Source organism: Streptomyces sp. NBC_01525 (assembly GCF_045040405.1).
GTDB classification, from domain to species: domain Bacteria; phylum Actinomycetota; class Actinomycetes; order Streptomycetales; family Streptomycetaceae; genus Streptomyces; species Streptomyces benahoarensis.
On record NZ_CP109397.1, the window covers coordinates 6,993,776 to 7,007,662 of the forward strand.

Genomic DNA, 13,887 nt, shown 5'->3' on the forward strand with positions numbered 1-13,887 from the left:
CTCACTCCCGCCCGTCGTACCGGAAGCAGGCCGACCCCCACAGGAAGCCGGCGCCGATCCCGGACATGATGAGGTGGTCGCCGTGCCGGACCCCGTTCTCCATGGTTTCGTGCAGTACCGTGAACATGCTGGCCGCGGCCGTGTTGCCGAACCGGCCGACGGTCGTGGGCGCGCGTTCGGCGGGCACCCCGAGACTCTGCATCGCCTCGTTGATGATGTTGAGGTTCGCCTGGTGCAGCAGGAAGTACCGCACCTCGTCCAGTTCGACCCCTGCGCGCAGCGCCGTCTGCCGGATGCTGTCCGGCAACCGGCCGGTGGCCATGTTCCACACGGATTTGCCCAGCATTTTCAGGTACTGGCCACGGCCGTCGGCGGTCGCCTGGCTGGTGGGCAGGCGGGAGCCGCCCGCGGGTATCTCCACGTCGTAGGAGAGCTCGTCGCCGGTGTCCCAGGACAGCAGCCCGAAGCCGGGGGCCCCGGGGCCGAGCAGCACGGCCCCGGCGGCGTCACCGAGGAAGACGCGGGTACCGCGGTCCTGCGGGTCCGTGGCACGCGATCCGGCATCGGCGCCGATGACCAGGACGTGGGAGTAGGAGTCGTTCTGCAGGAGGTGGGCGGCGACGAGCAGCGCGTATATCCCACCGGCGCAGGCTGCCTGGGTGAGATCGAGCGGAATGGCGCGATGCGCGCCCAGCGCCTGTTTGACCATCAGGGCGGTGGACGGCAGCGGCTGGTCCGGGGTGAAGGTCGTCAGGACAATGGCGTCCAGCTCGGCCGGGTCGACGCCGCCGCGGGACAGCGCCTGCCGGGCCGCCTCGGTGCTCATGTCCGAGGTGGCCATGCCGGGTTCCAGGAAGCGCCGCTCTTTGATGCCGGTACGCGTGGTGATCCAGGCGTCGGACGTATCGAGCGTCCGGGTCAGCTCCTCATTGGTGACCACGCGTGGCGGCACATAGAGCCCGGTCGAGCGAATCCCGACGGGGCGTTTGAGTCCGGCCGCGGCATTCAACGGCCGGGGGGCCTGGTCTTTATCGGGAATATCTCGTGTTGCCGGAATCAAGCCGTGCGGCATGGTGGAACTCCGATCTGTCAGTTGGGTGGCGAGGCGGCGAAGGGCCGTCTTTTTCCCTGGCGGGACCCAGGGGGAATTCCGACGCATCCGGATGGCGGCGACGGCTGCCGGGGGTTTCGTCGCCGTCTTGGCATCGGTGCGGTGCGTCGTTGCCGCGGCTCGCGTGCGGCAGGGGCGCCGGAACCCCCGGGCAGCCGTACGGGACCGACGGCTCCGCGCCCGGGGGCCGGCGTGCGGCACACGCGTACGGGAGTGCACAGCGCCCGATGTGCGGGAGCCGGGTGGGGAATCCCGTATCGGGGTGCTTCCGGTCCGCCGTCAGGCGTGGGTGACGAACTCGCCGAACCCCGGTCCGGGAAGCCGCAGCTGAGCGTGGATGTCCGAGCCCAGGCCGTGGTGTCCCACGGCGCCGCCGTAGTTCATCTGGTAACTCATCCAGAGCACGACGAAGTTGACGATCCGGTTCCCGGCCGCCGCGGAGTCGGGCGCCGGGAAGGGGTGGGGAAGCCTGGCGTGGTAACTGCCGTTGCCCTCCTCGTCGGCGACGAAGACGTTGGGGACGCCGAACGGGCTGGGATGCGACGGGCCGTCCGGATCGAGATCACGGCGCCGGATGGCCATGACGGTGTAGAGGCTGTTCGGGATGAGCCCGTGGAACTCACCGTGGAAGTCCGCCGCGGTGTCCTGTTCCGCCAGCGTCACGGTCAGGTTTCCGCTCGCCTTGATCCACTGTCCCAGCGTCACCGGTTCGGTCACCTTGGGTCCGTCCTCGGGCTGGAGGTCCGGGATGGGGACCTGGTGGAACGGGTAGCTCGGACGCACCACGGCGAACGGATCGGGCTGCTGCTCCGGGGCCATCACGGCCGTGTAGTTCGAGCACGGCAGGGGCAGCGGCAAGGTACAGAGAACCATCTCCCTGTCTTTCGCGGAGAGTTCGGGTGTCAGCTCCCGGATGATCCGGTACGGCGCGTTCTCACCGAAGGGCGGGAGAACACTGTCGGCGGCGACGAGCGCGCTTCCCCACTCGGCCTTCACCTCGCCGCCGGGGAGGGCCCGGTTGATCCCACCGATCACCACGAAGTGCCCGTCGGTGTTCATCACTTCGCTCGGTGGGTAGAGCGGGCCCTGGGTCGTCATGCTCAGCTCGTACGACCGGGAACGAGTCATCGCGCGCCCTCCCCGCCGGACACTCGACGGTAGATCCGCGTGTAGAGCCCCTCGTCGGTGACGAACCGGGGATGCGCCTGCCGGGCGATCTCCGCGTAGCGCTCCGAGGCGAACGTCGGAAGGTACTCCTGCGGCGGGCAGGAGAACCCCGAGACGAACATGACTCCGGGCTCCGTGCTCAGCAGGGAGTGGTACGCGAGGAACGTCTCGATCCGCTCGGACTTGAGGACCTCGGCGAAGATGGTCCCCTGCCGCCAGGACAGGTACTCCTCGTACACCGGAGGCTTGACCTCGACGTGGCGCAGCTGGATGTACGGCGTGTCCGGCAGCTCATCCGCCGCGGGCTTCGGCGCTCCCACGAACTCCAGCACCTGGCGGCGGACATCGCCCGTGGACAGGGGGGCCAGCGCTCCGCGCAGGTCACGCCAGCGGTCGGTCAGGGCGGCGAGATCGGCGAGTCCGGCCAAGGGGGTCAGCTCCAGGACGGCCGGCGCCTCCGTGCTCTCGTAAAGCACGCTGCCGCGGCCCGCGGCAGCGTGCGTGCGGTCCTGCCAGACGGCGAGTGCCTCCTGGGAAGCTTCTCGCTCGACGGGTACCTCTGTCACCAGAAGCAGGGGGGAAGTCATCGCACGCGTTCCCTTCCACGGCAATGGGTTGCTGGTTGCGTCCGTCGGTTCACTCGGCGACCGCGAGCTCGGGTGGCGCGGGAACACGCTTGAGCGCGTGCCGCACGGCCCGCACGGCACCGCGGCGCTCCTTGTGCGCCATCACCGCGCTGGGCAGCGCCGTACCTGTCATGCGCACGGTGGCGGCGTGCAGGGCGGCCTGCCGGAACGTGACCTCGATGTCGAACACCAGCAGATCGGGATCGCTCAGGTCCGCCTGGAGGACCTCGCCATCGATGCTGGCCTCCAACGGGAACAGAAAGTTGCGGAAACTGGTCTCCAGACGGTCGAACACATGGCTGTAGCGGTGTTCCGGCCAGCGGCAGGTGTGGTAGCGCTCGCACACGGCGACGTACATCTGCCGCGCGGCTTCGAGCACGACCATGCCCTGCACATGGCTCGCCTGGTGATCAAGCTGCATCTCTTGATCGTTGTGGAGCCGCAGGGAGGCCCGGAAGGACGTCTCGGAGTGCCGGGTCAGCCCCGCGATGAGCACATTGCTCTCGCGGTGTTTGTGCGTCTCGGTGTGATTGCCGGGCCGTCCCCGTGGGCTTCGTTCGATCACGGTGCGCTCGGGCGAGCCGCAGCGTGTCAACTCCTCCTGGATGCGGTCCCAGTCGTATGCGGTGACCCCCTGCCCCTCGGCGAGGACCAGGGCGTTGCTGTCGGCCGTGCTCCGGTACACGCCGGCCCGCAGCCGGTCGATGAACCGGGAGACGGTAACGGCCGATGTCTGGTCGGCAAATGCGTCGAAACGGTCGCCGACGATGAATAACGTGGTCGTTTTGCTTTCTGGCATGCGAGAATTCCATTCATCACATGACTGGCAGGCGTCCTCACTCATGCGCCCTTACATGGTGTGCGCCACTGAATTCAGGGAGAGGCCGCAAGGGTGCTCCGGCGGCACCAATGAGGCCCGATTCCAGCCTGCCCCCGACAGGACGTCATGGGCGGCGAAGGTGTGCGCCTCTCATGGGGCGGTGCGTGATATTCACGTCTTGGTCACTCTTCTCCCCCTGCACGGAGGGGGTTTGCTCAGGCGTCTGATCTCCTGCATTCGTCCCGTCGCCCGCCGGTCGTCGGCAGAATGCTCCCGCCTTGGCTTCGGACGTATCCGCACAGAACCGGGTCGTCGCCGATGGCCACCGGGTTCCCCACCGAGGACAGCATGGCGAGATCGCTGGAGTGATCCCCGTACGCCCAGCAGTCCGCTGCCGAGAGGCCGAACTCGGCGATCGCCTGGGCGACGGCGACGGCCTTGGCCTTGCCGATCATCGCCGTTCCGACCTCGCCGGTGAACGTTCCGTCATCGGCGATCAGCGGATCCGAGCACAGCGTCAGGTCCACTGCGAAGTCGTCGGCGAGCGGTCTCAGACACGCCGCGAAGCCGCCCGAGACCAGTACGATGCGGTCGCCCGCGGCCTGGTGACGAACGAGTGCGCGGGCGGTCGCCGTGACGAATGCGTCCGGCCCTCTTCGATAAGCGGCGTACCAGTCCCGGCCGGCGTCGATGAGCCCGGCGGCCGGAACGCCCGCGAAGTTCGTGTAGTAGGCACGGTTGCCCTCCTCGCGGGGCACCCGTTCGGCCATCTGGCGTAGCGCGTCGGCTCTTTGCCGGTACAGAGTGCCGTCGTCCCCGTTCCGGGCCAGCCAGTGGCGCAGGAATTCAAACATGCTTTTTGCCGTGATGAGCGTTTCGTCAACATCGAAGAATGCCGCCGACCGCCGACTTTCTCCCCCCTGACGCCGTTTCTTCTCGGCGCCTTCCTCATGTTTGAATTCCGGTGATAATCCAGATCCGTCACTCACGGCGCTTGCCTCCGTCCGGCGACGCGAATCCACCGGGGCCGGAATGAATCCCCTTGGTGAATGCATCACCGCAGTGCGATGTCGTGTCCCTTCAGTCTCAGGCATCACAGGAGCCGACGCAGCTTACGTTTCGGCCAGCTTCAAAAGTCGAGACCGTGCCACGTACCACCGTTGCCGGTAAGTCCCGGGCAACTCGCGGGGACCGACGGGAAACGTTCGCGGCGATCGTCTTCGCACAGGTGGGCGGTGCGTCCGGCGGGCTCTGTCGCGGTGCTTCGGGACGGTGAAGCCGACGCCCCACCGGCGATTCGTGATCTGGCCGCGGGTCGGCCCGTAGGGCCGGCTCCACGAGGAGATCCTGCACCGGCTGGACGAGGTCGGCCTGCTCGATGTCGCGCGCGTGGTACCCGGCTCCGCCCACCTGAACACGGAAAAAGGGGGGTGAACTCACAGGTCCGAGCCCCGTGAACCGGGGTGAGCCGGCCTCCGGGACGCACGTACCGCCGGACGCGAACGGACTGCCTCCGGCTGTCGGCGTTTCCGCCTCTCACACACACGACAGCGAAGTCCTGAAGCCGATGGTGGCCGATCACCTCTGAGCTCGTCGACGATCAAAGCGTGGGAACGGTCCGGTGCGAAGGCCGCCGTTGGCGGGACCACGGCCATCGCGGACGGCGGCTACCGGGGCACCGGCCTGGTCATCCCGCACCGCCGCGAACGCGGCCAGGCCGAACTGCCTGCTCGGAGGGGAGAGCGCAACACCTCACGCGGTTTACCTCGCCGTCCCGGAGGATGCTCAGTCGAGGCAGAACTCGTTGCCCTCGATGTCCTGCATCACGATGCACGAATCGTTGTCGTCGGCAAGGAGTCGCACGCGTACCGCGCCGAGCGCGACCAGCCGTGTGCATTCGGCCTCAAGTGTGGCGAGGCGCTCTTCCCCCACGAGCCCGGTGCCGACCCGCACATCGAGATGCACCCGGTTCTTGACGACCTTGCCTTCGGGAACGCGCAGGAAGAGCAGTCGCGGGCCGACGCCTGAGGGATCAATGCAGGCGAACGCTGATCCCTGCCGCTCGGGCGGCAGAGAGCGATCGAAAGCGCCCCAGGTGGTGAACCCCTTGGGGGGCGGCGGTACGACGTACCCCAACACCTCGCACCAAAAGCGAGCGACGCGCTCAGGTTCTGCGCAGTCGAAGGTGACCTGGAACTGCTTGATCGAGGACATCGGCGCACCATAACAGCGCGGACACGTAAGGTCAGCGGCCGACTGCCGGCCGCCCCGCAGTGTGCCCGCCCGCGTCCGGGTGGTCCGGGAATTCCCGTGCGCCGTCGCCGAGTTCGCGCGGCCCCGCGCCGATCGCCGTGGGCTGGGTGCCGGACCGGCTCTTCCCGTCCCGGTGGGTGCCCGCCTGTGTCCTGTTCGCTGGCCCTGCTCACCGTAGTTCCGCACAGCTGACCCGAGCGTCACGGCAGACCACCCGGCCGGGCCGGGTGGCGCACCAAGGGGCCGAGCGACCCATACCGGCGCGGGCGTCTGCCGGGAGATGCTCAAGGTGTCCGTCGTAGCGGAAGGAACCCGGCATGCCGTACCGGACGAACAGGGGTTCAAGGGCGCGTGAGGCGGTGCGGCGTCCGCGTGTCTCCAGGAGGCGGGAATGAAACGTCCCGTGGCCGCGGGGGTGAACGGAGCACCGGCCGGTCTCGCAGCCGCGGACTGGGCCGCCCGCGAAGCGCTGCTGAGGGACGTGCCGCTGTGGCTCGTGCACGCCTGGGAATGGCAGCCCTATGCCTACGCCCCGCCGGAGGGACCGGAGGCCGCACGCCGGTGGTCGGAGGGCGTGCCACATGAGGTCACCGACCGCTTGCGGCGACGCCACCCGGGGCTGGAGATCACGGCGGAACGTGTCATCGGCCCGCCGCCGGAGGTGCTGTGCGGCGCGGCCACGGACGCCGAACTGCTGGTGATCGGCACCGCCGGTGTGAGCGGGGCCGCGGGTTTTCTGCTCGGCTCGGTCGGTATGGCCACCGTCGCGCACGCGGAACGTCCCGTCGTGCTCGTCCGGGCCGGCGACCGGGAAGAGCAGTGGCCACCGGCTGCGGCCGACGACCTCGGTGCCGTGGTCCTCGGACTGGACCTCAGCCGGCCCTGCGACGAAGTGGTCGGCTTCGCCTTCGAGGCCGCGGCGCTGCGCACCGCCCCGTTGCTCGTGATGCACGGCTGGACCCCGCTCCCGCACCACCGGGACGGCGGGGGACCCGGTGCCGGCCCGGGTGGCCGGGGGCCCGTGGGGGAGAGGGCAGTGGTGGACGAGATGCTCGGACCCTGGCGGGAGCGGTACCCGGCGGTGCACGTCACCGAGCAGGCGCGCGTCGGGCGACCGGCGCAGCACCTGCTGGAAGCCTCGGCGCACGCCGCGCTCCTCGTCATCGGCAGACACCGCCGTACACGGTGGCCGCACGTGCCGCACATCGGGCACGTCGCCCATGCCGTCCTCCACCACTGCCCGGCTCCGGTGGCCGTGGTCCCCGACCTGTAGGGCGCGTCCTCCCGGTCCTCGTGGGCCTGTGACGCACCCCGGCGCCCCGGACGCGGACCGTCCGCGAGCAGCTTCCCCGCGCCGTGCGCGGCGCGACGGGGCCCGGCCCGGAGGCGGTGTGGCGGGCCTTGCCGACCCGGCCCCGGGCACGTCCCTGCGCCCGGGGGCAGCGCCGAATGGTCCCGATACAGGACTGTTCGGCCCCTGCCGGAGCGGCCGACAGGACGGCACGGTGGAGGGGCCGGTCACGGAAGCACGGGCGGCCGGTCGCGCAACCCGGGAGGAGACAGCTATGGCCGGGCCCCGGACGGAACACCTCCTCGACGAGCCCCGCGCGGGCGTGTGGGCGCGCGTAGGCGACCGGCTGATCGTGGGCGGTGCCACCGTCGGAGACGAAGGGCGTGACGGCGAGATCGTCGGACTGCACCACACCGATGGCACCCCGCCCTATGACGTCCGCTGGTCGGACACGGACCGGGTCACCCTGGTGTTCCCAGGGCCGGACGCGCACGTCCAGCACTTCCCGCCGACCGGGAGGCAGTCCGCCGCACCACGGCGGCGGTGACCCCGCGGCCGCGCGCCCGCCACCACGGATCGGTCCCTGCCGTCGTGTCCGGACGCGAGGGCCGAACGGCGCCGTCGCGTGCCCGATCCGTGGTGGGCGTCGACGGTTCCGACGCGAGCCCGGCGGCCGTGGCGTGGGCCGTCGACGAAGCCGTACGGCGCGGGACAGGACGCCATGCTCCTGGTCTCGGGGGCCGTGGGCGAGGTGCGCCGGCCGGTCCGCTGCTCGGCTCCGTCGGTCTCTCGTGGCCGGCCGTGCTCCTGCCCGCTCGCCGTCGCCCCCAGCGGCGCTCGGCCACCACCGAAGGAGACCTGTGATGAGCACAGCGGCCCACCGGCACCACATGACCGACCTCGGCCGTCGGATCGAGGCCAGGCGCGCCCGGCTCGGACTGTCCCAGGAGGAGGTGGCCACGCGGGCCGGGGCCACGCCCGGCTACGTCGCCGACCTCGAGGAACGCGTGTGCACGCCCAGAGTGGAATTCCTGGTCCGGATCGCGAACGCCCTGGAGACCACCGTCCAGGATCTCACCGGGTACACCGCGGACCTGCCGGTCGGCGGATCCGCGGCGGGCGGCCACGCGCGGATGGTCGAGATCGACGAGACGGGATGCTGGGAGCTCCTCGATGACCACGGCATCGGCCGAGTCGCCGTCACCGGCCGGAACGGGACGGAGATCTTCCCCGTGAACTACCGGGTCGTGGAAGGTGAGATCGCCTTCCTGACCGCGACGGACTCGCCGCTCGCGCAGGCCGCGGGCTCCGGCGCCGAGATCGCCTTCGAGGAGGACCGGCTGGACGAAGCCTTCAGCCAGGGCTGGAGCGTTCTGCTCGTCGGCGCTGTGCGGACGGGGAGGGACCGGGCCGCGACCGAGAAGCTCCGCGACGCCGCGCACTCGGCTCCCTGGGCCGGGGGCGGGCAGGACCAGCTCGTGATGCTCGCCCCGCACCGGGTCACCGGTCGGCGCGTCCTGGTGGAGGGAGCGCCCGGCACGCCGACCCGACGCGAGTCCTGAGGCGTACGCGCCTCGCCCACCGCGCCCGGACCGAGCCGTTCGCCGGGGACGGACGGCACTCCCTACGGGACCTTCCGATCCGGCCGCACCCGGACGACCGGCCCCGGCCGGCGGCCTCTTCGGCACCGGGGTGCTCCCGGTGGCGGGAGGCACGGTGGGATACGAGAAGGGCCGCGGTCCGTCATCCGCGGCCGCCCGCGTGCACACCATGCAGCACACCAGGGTCAGCAGCCGCCCCCGGCCACCGCGCCGCCGTGCCCGCCGCCTACGAGCGACTCGCCGGGGAAACCGGCCGGGCGTCGCCCGAGGTGGCCGTCCGCAGCGGCGCGACCGCGGAGGACCTGCCACTTCGTCGAGGAAATCTGCCGCTGACCGTGGCCCGCGGGCCACGGGGCCGGACCTGGCTCCGCGACGGTACACAGCCCTACACACCAGGAGCGGAACAATGACCGGAGACAAGGTGGAACGCAGGCACAGCCTCTTCCCTTCCCTGCGGACGTGGCCGAGCCGTGGGGCGGCGTCTCCTCACGGGGCTTCTTCACCGATGATGCCGGGATCCATCCGGACATCGACGACCCCTTCCACGTCCCGCACGGCGCAGGCCAGCAGCGGCACGAGCGTCCGGTCGGCCAGTGCGCCGTGTGCGCCGTGGAGGGTCGCCACACCCTCCGCCACAGTGACGTCCAGCCCTTCGGGAGGAGCCGTCGCAGGAGGCGCTGCGCCGGGCGGAGCTGACGCGGAGCACCGTCACGGCGGTGACGGCGTGGGAGTATCCGCCGGGCTCCATCCGCAGGATCGACGAGGCCCAAGAACTCCGGACCTTGCGGGAGCAGGCGGTGGCCCGGGAGCTCGATGACGCCGTCGCGAAGGTGGTGCGGCCGGGGTCCGGGCCGCCGGTGGAGAAGTTGGCCTCACCGGCCGACCGGCGGCCGGTCGTACGCCGCGTCACGCGGGACGCCCCGGAGCGCGGCGTCCCGTAGATGTGCCGGGGTGCACTGCGGCCGTCGTTTGCGCACGAAATCCCCGCGCAGCGAGTGATAGGGGGCCTCGGGGTCGAAGAAGGTCCGGCGCATGTGCGCCAGTTCCTCCGCGCGGTAGGCGGCCAGCGGCATGACGGCCTCAGCCCGTTCCCGTACCGCCTTCTTGGCCTCGACGCGTCGCTGGACCGGCGACGAGGTGGCGATGCGCGCGGCGAGGAGGGCGACCTCGGCACCGAAGTCCTCCGGTGCGCAGGTGACGACGCGGTCCACCAGCCCGAGGCCGAGCGCCTTGGCCGCGGTCACCGGCAGGGCGCGCCGCATGAGGCGTGCGGCCTGTCCGGGGCCGACCCTACGGGGCAGTGTGTACGTCCAGTACTCGGAGCCGTACAGGCCCATCAGGCGGTAGTGCGGGTTGAGCAGGGCCCCGCCGCGGCACCACACCTCGTCCGCCGCCAGCGCCAGCATCGCCCCACCCGCCGCGGCGTTGCCGCCGAGAGCGGCGACGACCAGCCGGTCGGTGGTGGTCAGGACCGCCTCCACCAGATCGTCCATGGCGTTGATGTTCGCCCAGGACTCCTCGGCGGGGTCGGCGGCGGCCTCGATCACATTCAGATGGATGCCGTTGGAGAAGAAGTCCCGGCCCCCGCCGAGCACCAGGACACGGGTCGGCCGGGAGCAGGCGAAGCGGTACGCCGCGAGCAGCCGCCCGCATTGATCGGTGCTCATCGCGCCGCCGGGGAAGGAGACGTGCAGGAAGCCGACCGGGCCGTCCTCCCGGTAGCGGATGTCCGTCCAGGTCCGCCGGTGTGCGGGGCACCGAAGCGGGACGGGGACCTCCGGCACGGGCGGCAGACGCTCCCCGAGCGCGAGGGTGGCCGGCAGCTTGAAGGTGGCCGGGCCGCCCTTCCGCCGCCGGGGCCGCAGCTCGGGGATCCACACCGCGCCGTCCACCGTCGCCCGGCAGATCGCGCCCGCACGGGTGGCCAGGATCTCGCCCGGGCGGCCACGCAGCGTGTCTTCGGCGCAGCCGCCGTGCAGGTACCACTCGTCGCCCCCGAACGCATCCAGCACACCCGGTTGCGAGTCCGCCGTCCGCAACGTGCGCAGGACGGTTTCGCCGGTGTCCGACGCCCAGTCGATGCGCCGCAGGCTCTGGTCGAAGTAGGGCTGCGTGCGCCGGGTACCGTCCGGACCGTCTGCGCGCTGGGGCCGCGGCAGGTAGCGCCCCGAGGCGAACCGCCGGACCGCGAGATGCACCGCTTCCACGGCGGCGTCGCCGATCTCACCCCGGTACAGATCGCTCTTGCCGAGAGGCGGCAGCGCACAGGGCACGGAGGCCCACACGTCCCCGGCGTCCATCTCCGCGTCGGCCTGCAACACCGTCACGCCCCACTCGCGGGCGCCCTCGTGGATCGCCCAGTCCAGCGACGACGGGCCCCGGTCGCCCACCGGGCCCGGGTGGACGACGAGGCACGGATACGCGGACCAGATGTCCCGCGGAATCGCGGTGGTGAGCATCGGCGCGATGATCACCTCGGGTGCGTGCCGCCGCACGGCGTCCCGCAAGGATTCCTCGCCCAGCGCCAGCTCCACCGCCATGGTGTGGCCTTCTTCGCCCAGCTCGGCGAAGACACGCTGGGTGAGACTGTTGACCGCACTCGCGATCAGCAGGATGTGCACCGTTACCTCCCGGCCGCCGGGCCCGCGCCGATGCCGGTCCGGCTGCTGCGATGATCACCGATACGGTCACGGCGGGTGCCGGGCCTCGCCCGGTGGGTCACCTGACCGGAGCCCGGACGCGTTCCGCGGCGGGACGCCTGCGGACGCCCCGTCAGCGGCGCTGGACGGTGAGGTCGAGGAAATGGGCGGCGCAGGAGATGCAGGGGTCGTGGTTGCGGATGGCGCGTTCGCACAGGGCGGTCAGCTCGGCATCGGTGGCCTGACCGGCACCCAGGCGCTCTTGCACCAGGCGGCGCAGATCCTCCTCGATCGCTCCTTGGTTCTGCGCGGTCGGCGGCACCAGACCCGCGTCGGTGAGCGTGCCGTGCGCATCGAGGGTGTAGCGGTGGTACAGCAGCCCGCGCGGCGCCTCCGTGGCACTGTGGCCGGTGGCACCACGCGGGGGCACCGCGACATGGGGCCGGGGCGGCGGGGCATAGGCGTCGATGAGGCGCAACGTCTCATCGTCCGCGTGGTCGTCGAGGGCGCGCCGCAACCGTTCGGCCAGCGGCCGCAACTCGGCGACGGCCGGGGCCCCGCACTGTGCGCGAACGCCGCCCCGTCCGGCCGGTGGCCCAGCCGTTCCACGGCCGGGCCGTTGTCCGCTCGGCCGCACCGGCGGGGGCGTCAGGCGTGGCGCCCCGTCGAGGGACGCCCCGGAATGCCGGTGGCGGGGGAGAGGGGCCGCTTACCGGAAGAGGGTGCCGGTCTTCTCGCCGATGGCCTGCTTGCGGCGGAAGTAGTCGTTGATGACGGTGCGGTAGAGGTCGGCGTCGGGGCGGGCCCAGTTGCGCATGAGTTCGCAGCCGAACGCGAGTGAGGTGATCGGCTGGGCGCCGGCCTGCGTCATCCGTTCGATCGCGGTGGCGTGTGTGACCGGGGAGACGCCGCCGACGGCGTCGATGACCGGGTAGACCTCGAAGCCCTCGCGGAGCATGTCCAAGGTGGGGAACGTGAGGCAGACCTCGGTCCACAGCCCGGCCATGACGATCTTCCTGCGGCCGGTCGCCCGGATGGCGGCGCGGAAGTCGGCGTCCTCCCAGGAGTTGACCCCGGTGCGGTCGATCTCCGGAACCTCGGGCAGCTCCGCGGTGATCACGGGGACCGTGGCCTGATTGACGCCCATCCCCACGGCGACGGTGCTCAGCACGGTCGGGATCTCGTAGGCGCGGGCCAGCTTGGCCAGGGTGACGGCCCCGAGGTCGATCTCCTCGCGGCTCGCCGAGCCCACGGTGGCGTACTGGCCCTCTTGGTAGTCGATGAAGACCACGGTGCAGTTGTCCGGCGTGAGCAGGTGGTCGGCGGCCGGGTCCCGAACCGGCTCGGGGGCCGTTTTGCTGTGGGCGGCATCGGCAGTCATGACGTGTTCCCTTTCGGCGTCTGGATCGGTGCGGAGGCGCTGTGGTGGCTCAGGGGCGGAACCCCTCGCGGGCGGTGGTCTTCCGGGTCAGGTCCACGAAGTCCGGTTCGAAGCCCTTGACCGCGGTGACGGCGTTCCACAGCCGTCCGGCGGCGGCGTGGGAGATCGGCAACTGCTGCGCCGGGTCGGGGACGGAGGCGAGCAGGGTGTCATCGTCTTCCGCCGAGCGGCGCAGCGGGCGCGGGTTGGTGGTGTCCCGGGCGCGGGAGACGACGGCGGCCATGGGCCCGAGCGCCATCAGATCCAGTGCGGTGTCGTAGTCCTGGCCCAGGTGGTCGGCCAGGTCCAGGGCCTCGCGGATGCCGGCCTCGGCCGCCATGACGGCGACGTTGGTGATCAGCTTGTAGGCCACACCGGACCCCACCTCACCGACCCGCCGCACCTTCCCCAGCGTCTCAAGAACCGGGCGCGCCCGCTCGAAGACGTCCGGTGCCGCGCCGACCAGGAAGGTGATGCCGCGCTCACGCGCGTACTTCACCCCGCCGACGATCGGCGCGTCCAGGACGGTCACCCCGCCGGGGGCGGCGGAGACCGCCGCGTTCAGGAGCTCGGGCGTGGTGGTGGAGCAGACCAGGACCAGGGAGCCCTGCGAGGCTCCGGCGAGGATGCCGTCGGGGCCGAGGTAGGCGGCGGGGATGTCGTGCGACATCACCAGGCCGAGGGTCAGCTGCGCGCCGCGGGCCGCTTCGGCCGCGGTGGCATGGACGGTGGCGCCGGTGGTGGCGGCGCGCTCCCGCTTGGCGGGGTCGGTGTCGCTGACACGGACCTCGTAGCCGGCGGCGACGAGGTGGGGGGCCATCTGCTCCCCCATGTCCCCGAAGCCGATGATCGCTACCGTGGTCATTGCTTCCTTCCGGTGTTTCCGTGGGCAGGCAGGGATGGTGCGGGTGCCGTGAGCGCCGCCTGGATGATCAATTCCACGGGGCCAGTGGGCACAG

Annotated in this window: 14 protein-coding genes and 2 pseudogenes; 5 read left to right on the forward strand and 11 right to left on the reverse strand. The window is 71.2% G+C overall.

The window, feature by feature from the left end; translation table 11 throughout:
- Position 1 precedes the first annotated feature (1 nt).
- From OG422_RS30285 to OG422_RS30305, 5 genes are all read right to left on the reverse strand, one after another.
- Positions 2-1,072 carry a 3-oxoacyl-ACP synthase III family protein gene (locus OG422_RS30285; protein WP_143940293.1) on the reverse strand — a complete coding sequence of 357 codons (1,071 nt, stop codon included), beginning with the start codon at positions 1,070-1,072 and terminating at the stop codon, positions 2-4.
- A gap of 318 nt (positions 1,073-1,390) precedes the next feature.
- Complete coding sequence (locus tag OG422_RS30290; RefSeq protein WP_405747468.1) at positions 1,391-2,239, reverse strand: hypothetical protein; 849 nt, start codon at positions 2,237-2,239, stop codon at positions 1,391-1,393.
- On the reverse strand, positions 2,236-2,865 hold the full coding sequence (locus OG422_RS30295; RefSeq protein ID WP_405747469.1) for a hypothetical protein: 630 nt from the start codon (positions 2,863-2,865) through the stop codon (positions 2,236-2,238). Before OG422_RS30295 ends, OG422_RS30290 begins: the two co-directional genes overlap by 4 nt.
- A 49-nt stretch (positions 2,866-2,914) precedes the next feature.
- Positions 2,915-3,703 carry an AfsA-related hotdog domain-containing protein gene (locus OG422_RS30300; protein ID WP_405747471.1) on the reverse strand — a complete coding sequence of 263 codons (789 nt, stop codon included), beginning with the start codon at positions 3,701-3,703 and terminating at the stop codon, positions 2,915-2,917.
- Positions 3,704-3,939: 236 nt separating this feature from the next.
- A complete protein-coding gene (locus OG422_RS30305) occupies positions 3,940-4,713 on the reverse strand; it encodes an HAD family hydrolase (RefSeq protein ID WP_405747473.1) in 774 nt (257 codons plus the stop codon).
- 209 nt (positions 4,714-4,922) lie between these two features.
- Between OG422_RS30305 and OG422_RS30310 the strand changes: the two are divergent.
- Both OG422_RS30310 and OG422_RS30315 read left to right on the forward strand, forming a co-directional pair.
- Positions 4,923-5,306, forward strand: a pseudogene (locus OG422_RS30310) (IS5/IS1182 family transposase); the annotation flags it as partial.
- Between the two features lie 20 nt (positions 5,307-5,326).
- Positions 5,327-5,479, forward strand: a pseudogene (locus OG422_RS30315) (IS5/IS1182 family transposase); the annotation flags it as partial.
- Positions 5,480-5,509: 30 nt separating this feature from the next.
- On the opposite strand, the gene OG422_RS30320 reads toward OG422_RS30315, so the two are convergent.
- Positions 5,510-5,938 carry a VOC family protein gene (locus tag OG422_RS30320; RefSeq protein ID WP_405747474.1) on the reverse strand — a complete coding sequence of 143 codons (429 nt, stop codon included), beginning with the start codon at positions 5,936-5,938 and terminating at the stop codon, positions 5,510-5,512.
- 430 nt (positions 5,939-6,368) lie between these two features.
- On the opposite strand from OG422_RS30320, the gene OG422_RS30325 reads away from it, so the two are divergent.
- The 3 genes from OG422_RS30325 to OG422_RS30335 all read left to right on the forward strand — a co-directional run bounded on the left by OG422_RS30325 (position 6,369) and on the right by OG422_RS30335 (position 8,830).
- Complete coding sequence (locus OG422_RS30325; protein WP_143940286.1) at positions 6,369-7,250, forward strand: universal stress protein; 882 nt, start codon at positions 6,369-6,371, stop codon at positions 7,248-7,250.
- A 292-nt stretch (positions 7,251-7,542) separates the two neighbouring features.
- A complete protein-coding gene (locus tag OG422_RS30330; protein ID WP_251076446.1) occupies positions 7,543-7,815 on the forward strand; it encodes a DUF1918 domain-containing protein in 273 nt (90 codons plus the stop codon).
- Positions 7,816-8,131: 316 nt separating this feature from the next.
- The gene (locus OG422_RS30335; protein ID WP_405747477.1) at positions 8,132-8,830 is read left to right on the forward strand and encodes a helix-turn-helix domain-containing protein; all 699 of its coding nucleotides are present in this window, start codon (positions 8,132-8,134) and stop codon (positions 8,828-8,830) included.
- 525 nt (positions 8,831-9,355) lie between these two features.
- Here the strand turns inward: OG422_RS30335 and OG422_RS30340 are convergent.
- The 5 genes from OG422_RS30340 to OG422_RS30360 all read right to left on the reverse strand — a co-directional run bounded on the left by OG422_RS30340 (position 9,356) and on the right by OG422_RS30360 (position 13,793).
- Complete coding sequence (locus OG422_RS30340; RefSeq protein ID WP_405747478.1) at positions 9,356-9,493, reverse strand: hypothetical protein; 138 nt, start codon at positions 9,491-9,493, stop codon at positions 9,356-9,358.
- Between the two features lie 248 nt (positions 9,494-9,741).
- Complete coding sequence (locus OG422_RS30345) at positions 9,742-11,490, reverse strand: enoyl-CoA hydratase-related protein (protein WP_405747480.1); 1,749 nt, start codon at positions 11,488-11,490, stop codon at positions 9,742-9,744.
- 151 nt (positions 11,491-11,641) lie between these two features.
- Complete coding sequence (locus OG422_RS30350; RefSeq protein WP_405747482.1) at positions 11,642-12,046, reverse strand: nickel-dependent hydrogenase large subunit; 405 nt, start codon at positions 12,044-12,046, stop codon at positions 11,642-11,644.
- Positions 12,047-12,217: 171 nt separating this feature from the next.
- A complete protein-coding gene (locus OG422_RS30355; RefSeq protein WP_405747484.1) occupies positions 12,218-12,889 on the reverse strand; it encodes a hydrolase in 672 nt (223 codons plus the stop codon).
- A gap of 49 nt (positions 12,890-12,938) precedes the next feature.
- On the reverse strand, positions 12,939-13,793 hold the full coding sequence (locus OG422_RS30360) for an NAD(P)-dependent oxidoreductase (RefSeq protein WP_405747486.1): 855 nt from the start codon (positions 13,791-13,793) through the stop codon (positions 12,939-12,941).
- Between the last annotated feature and the right edge of the window lie 94 nt (positions 13,794-13,887).

Bases quoted from the DNA above. Each gene is read 5' to 3' on its own strand.
- OG422_RS30285 (WP_143940293.1), bottom strand. From the start codon at position 1,072: ATGCCGCACGGCTTGATTCCGGCAACACGAGATATTCCCGATAAAGAC.
- OG422_RS30290 (WP_405747468.1), bottom strand. From the start codon at position 2,239: ATGACTCGTTCCCGGTCGTACGAGCTGAGCATGACGACCCAGGGCCCG.
- OG422_RS30295 (WP_405747469.1), bottom strand. From the start codon at position 2,865: ATGACTTCCCCCCTGCTTCTGGTGACAGAGGTACCCGTCGAGCGAGAA.
- OG422_RS30300 (WP_405747471.1), bottom strand. From the start codon at position 3,703: ATGCCAGAAAGCAAAACGACCACGTTATTCATCGTCGGCGACCGTTTC.
- OG422_RS30320 (WP_405747474.1), bottom strand. From the start codon at position 5,938: ATGTCCTCGATCAAGCAGTTCCAGGTCACCTTCGACTGCGCAGAACCT.
- OG422_RS30325 (WP_143940286.1), top strand. From the start codon at position 6,369: ATGAAACGTCCCGTGGCCGCGGGGGTGAACGGAGCACCGGCCGGTCTC.
- OG422_RS30330 (WP_251076446.1), top strand. From the start codon at position 7,543: ATGGCCGGGCCCCGGACGGAACACCTCCTCGACGAGCCCCGCGCGGGC.
- OG422_RS30335 (WP_405747477.1), top strand. From the start codon at position 8,132: ATGAGCACAGCGGCCCACCGGCACCACATGACCGACCTCGGCCGTCGG.
- OG422_RS30355 (WP_405747484.1), bottom strand. From the start codon at position 12,889: ATGACTGCCGATGCCGCCCACAGCAAAACGGCCCCCGAGCCGGTTCGG.
- OG422_RS30360 (WP_405747486.1), bottom strand. From the start codon at position 13,793: ATGACCACGGTAGCGATCATCGGCTTCGGGGACATGGGGGAGCAGATG.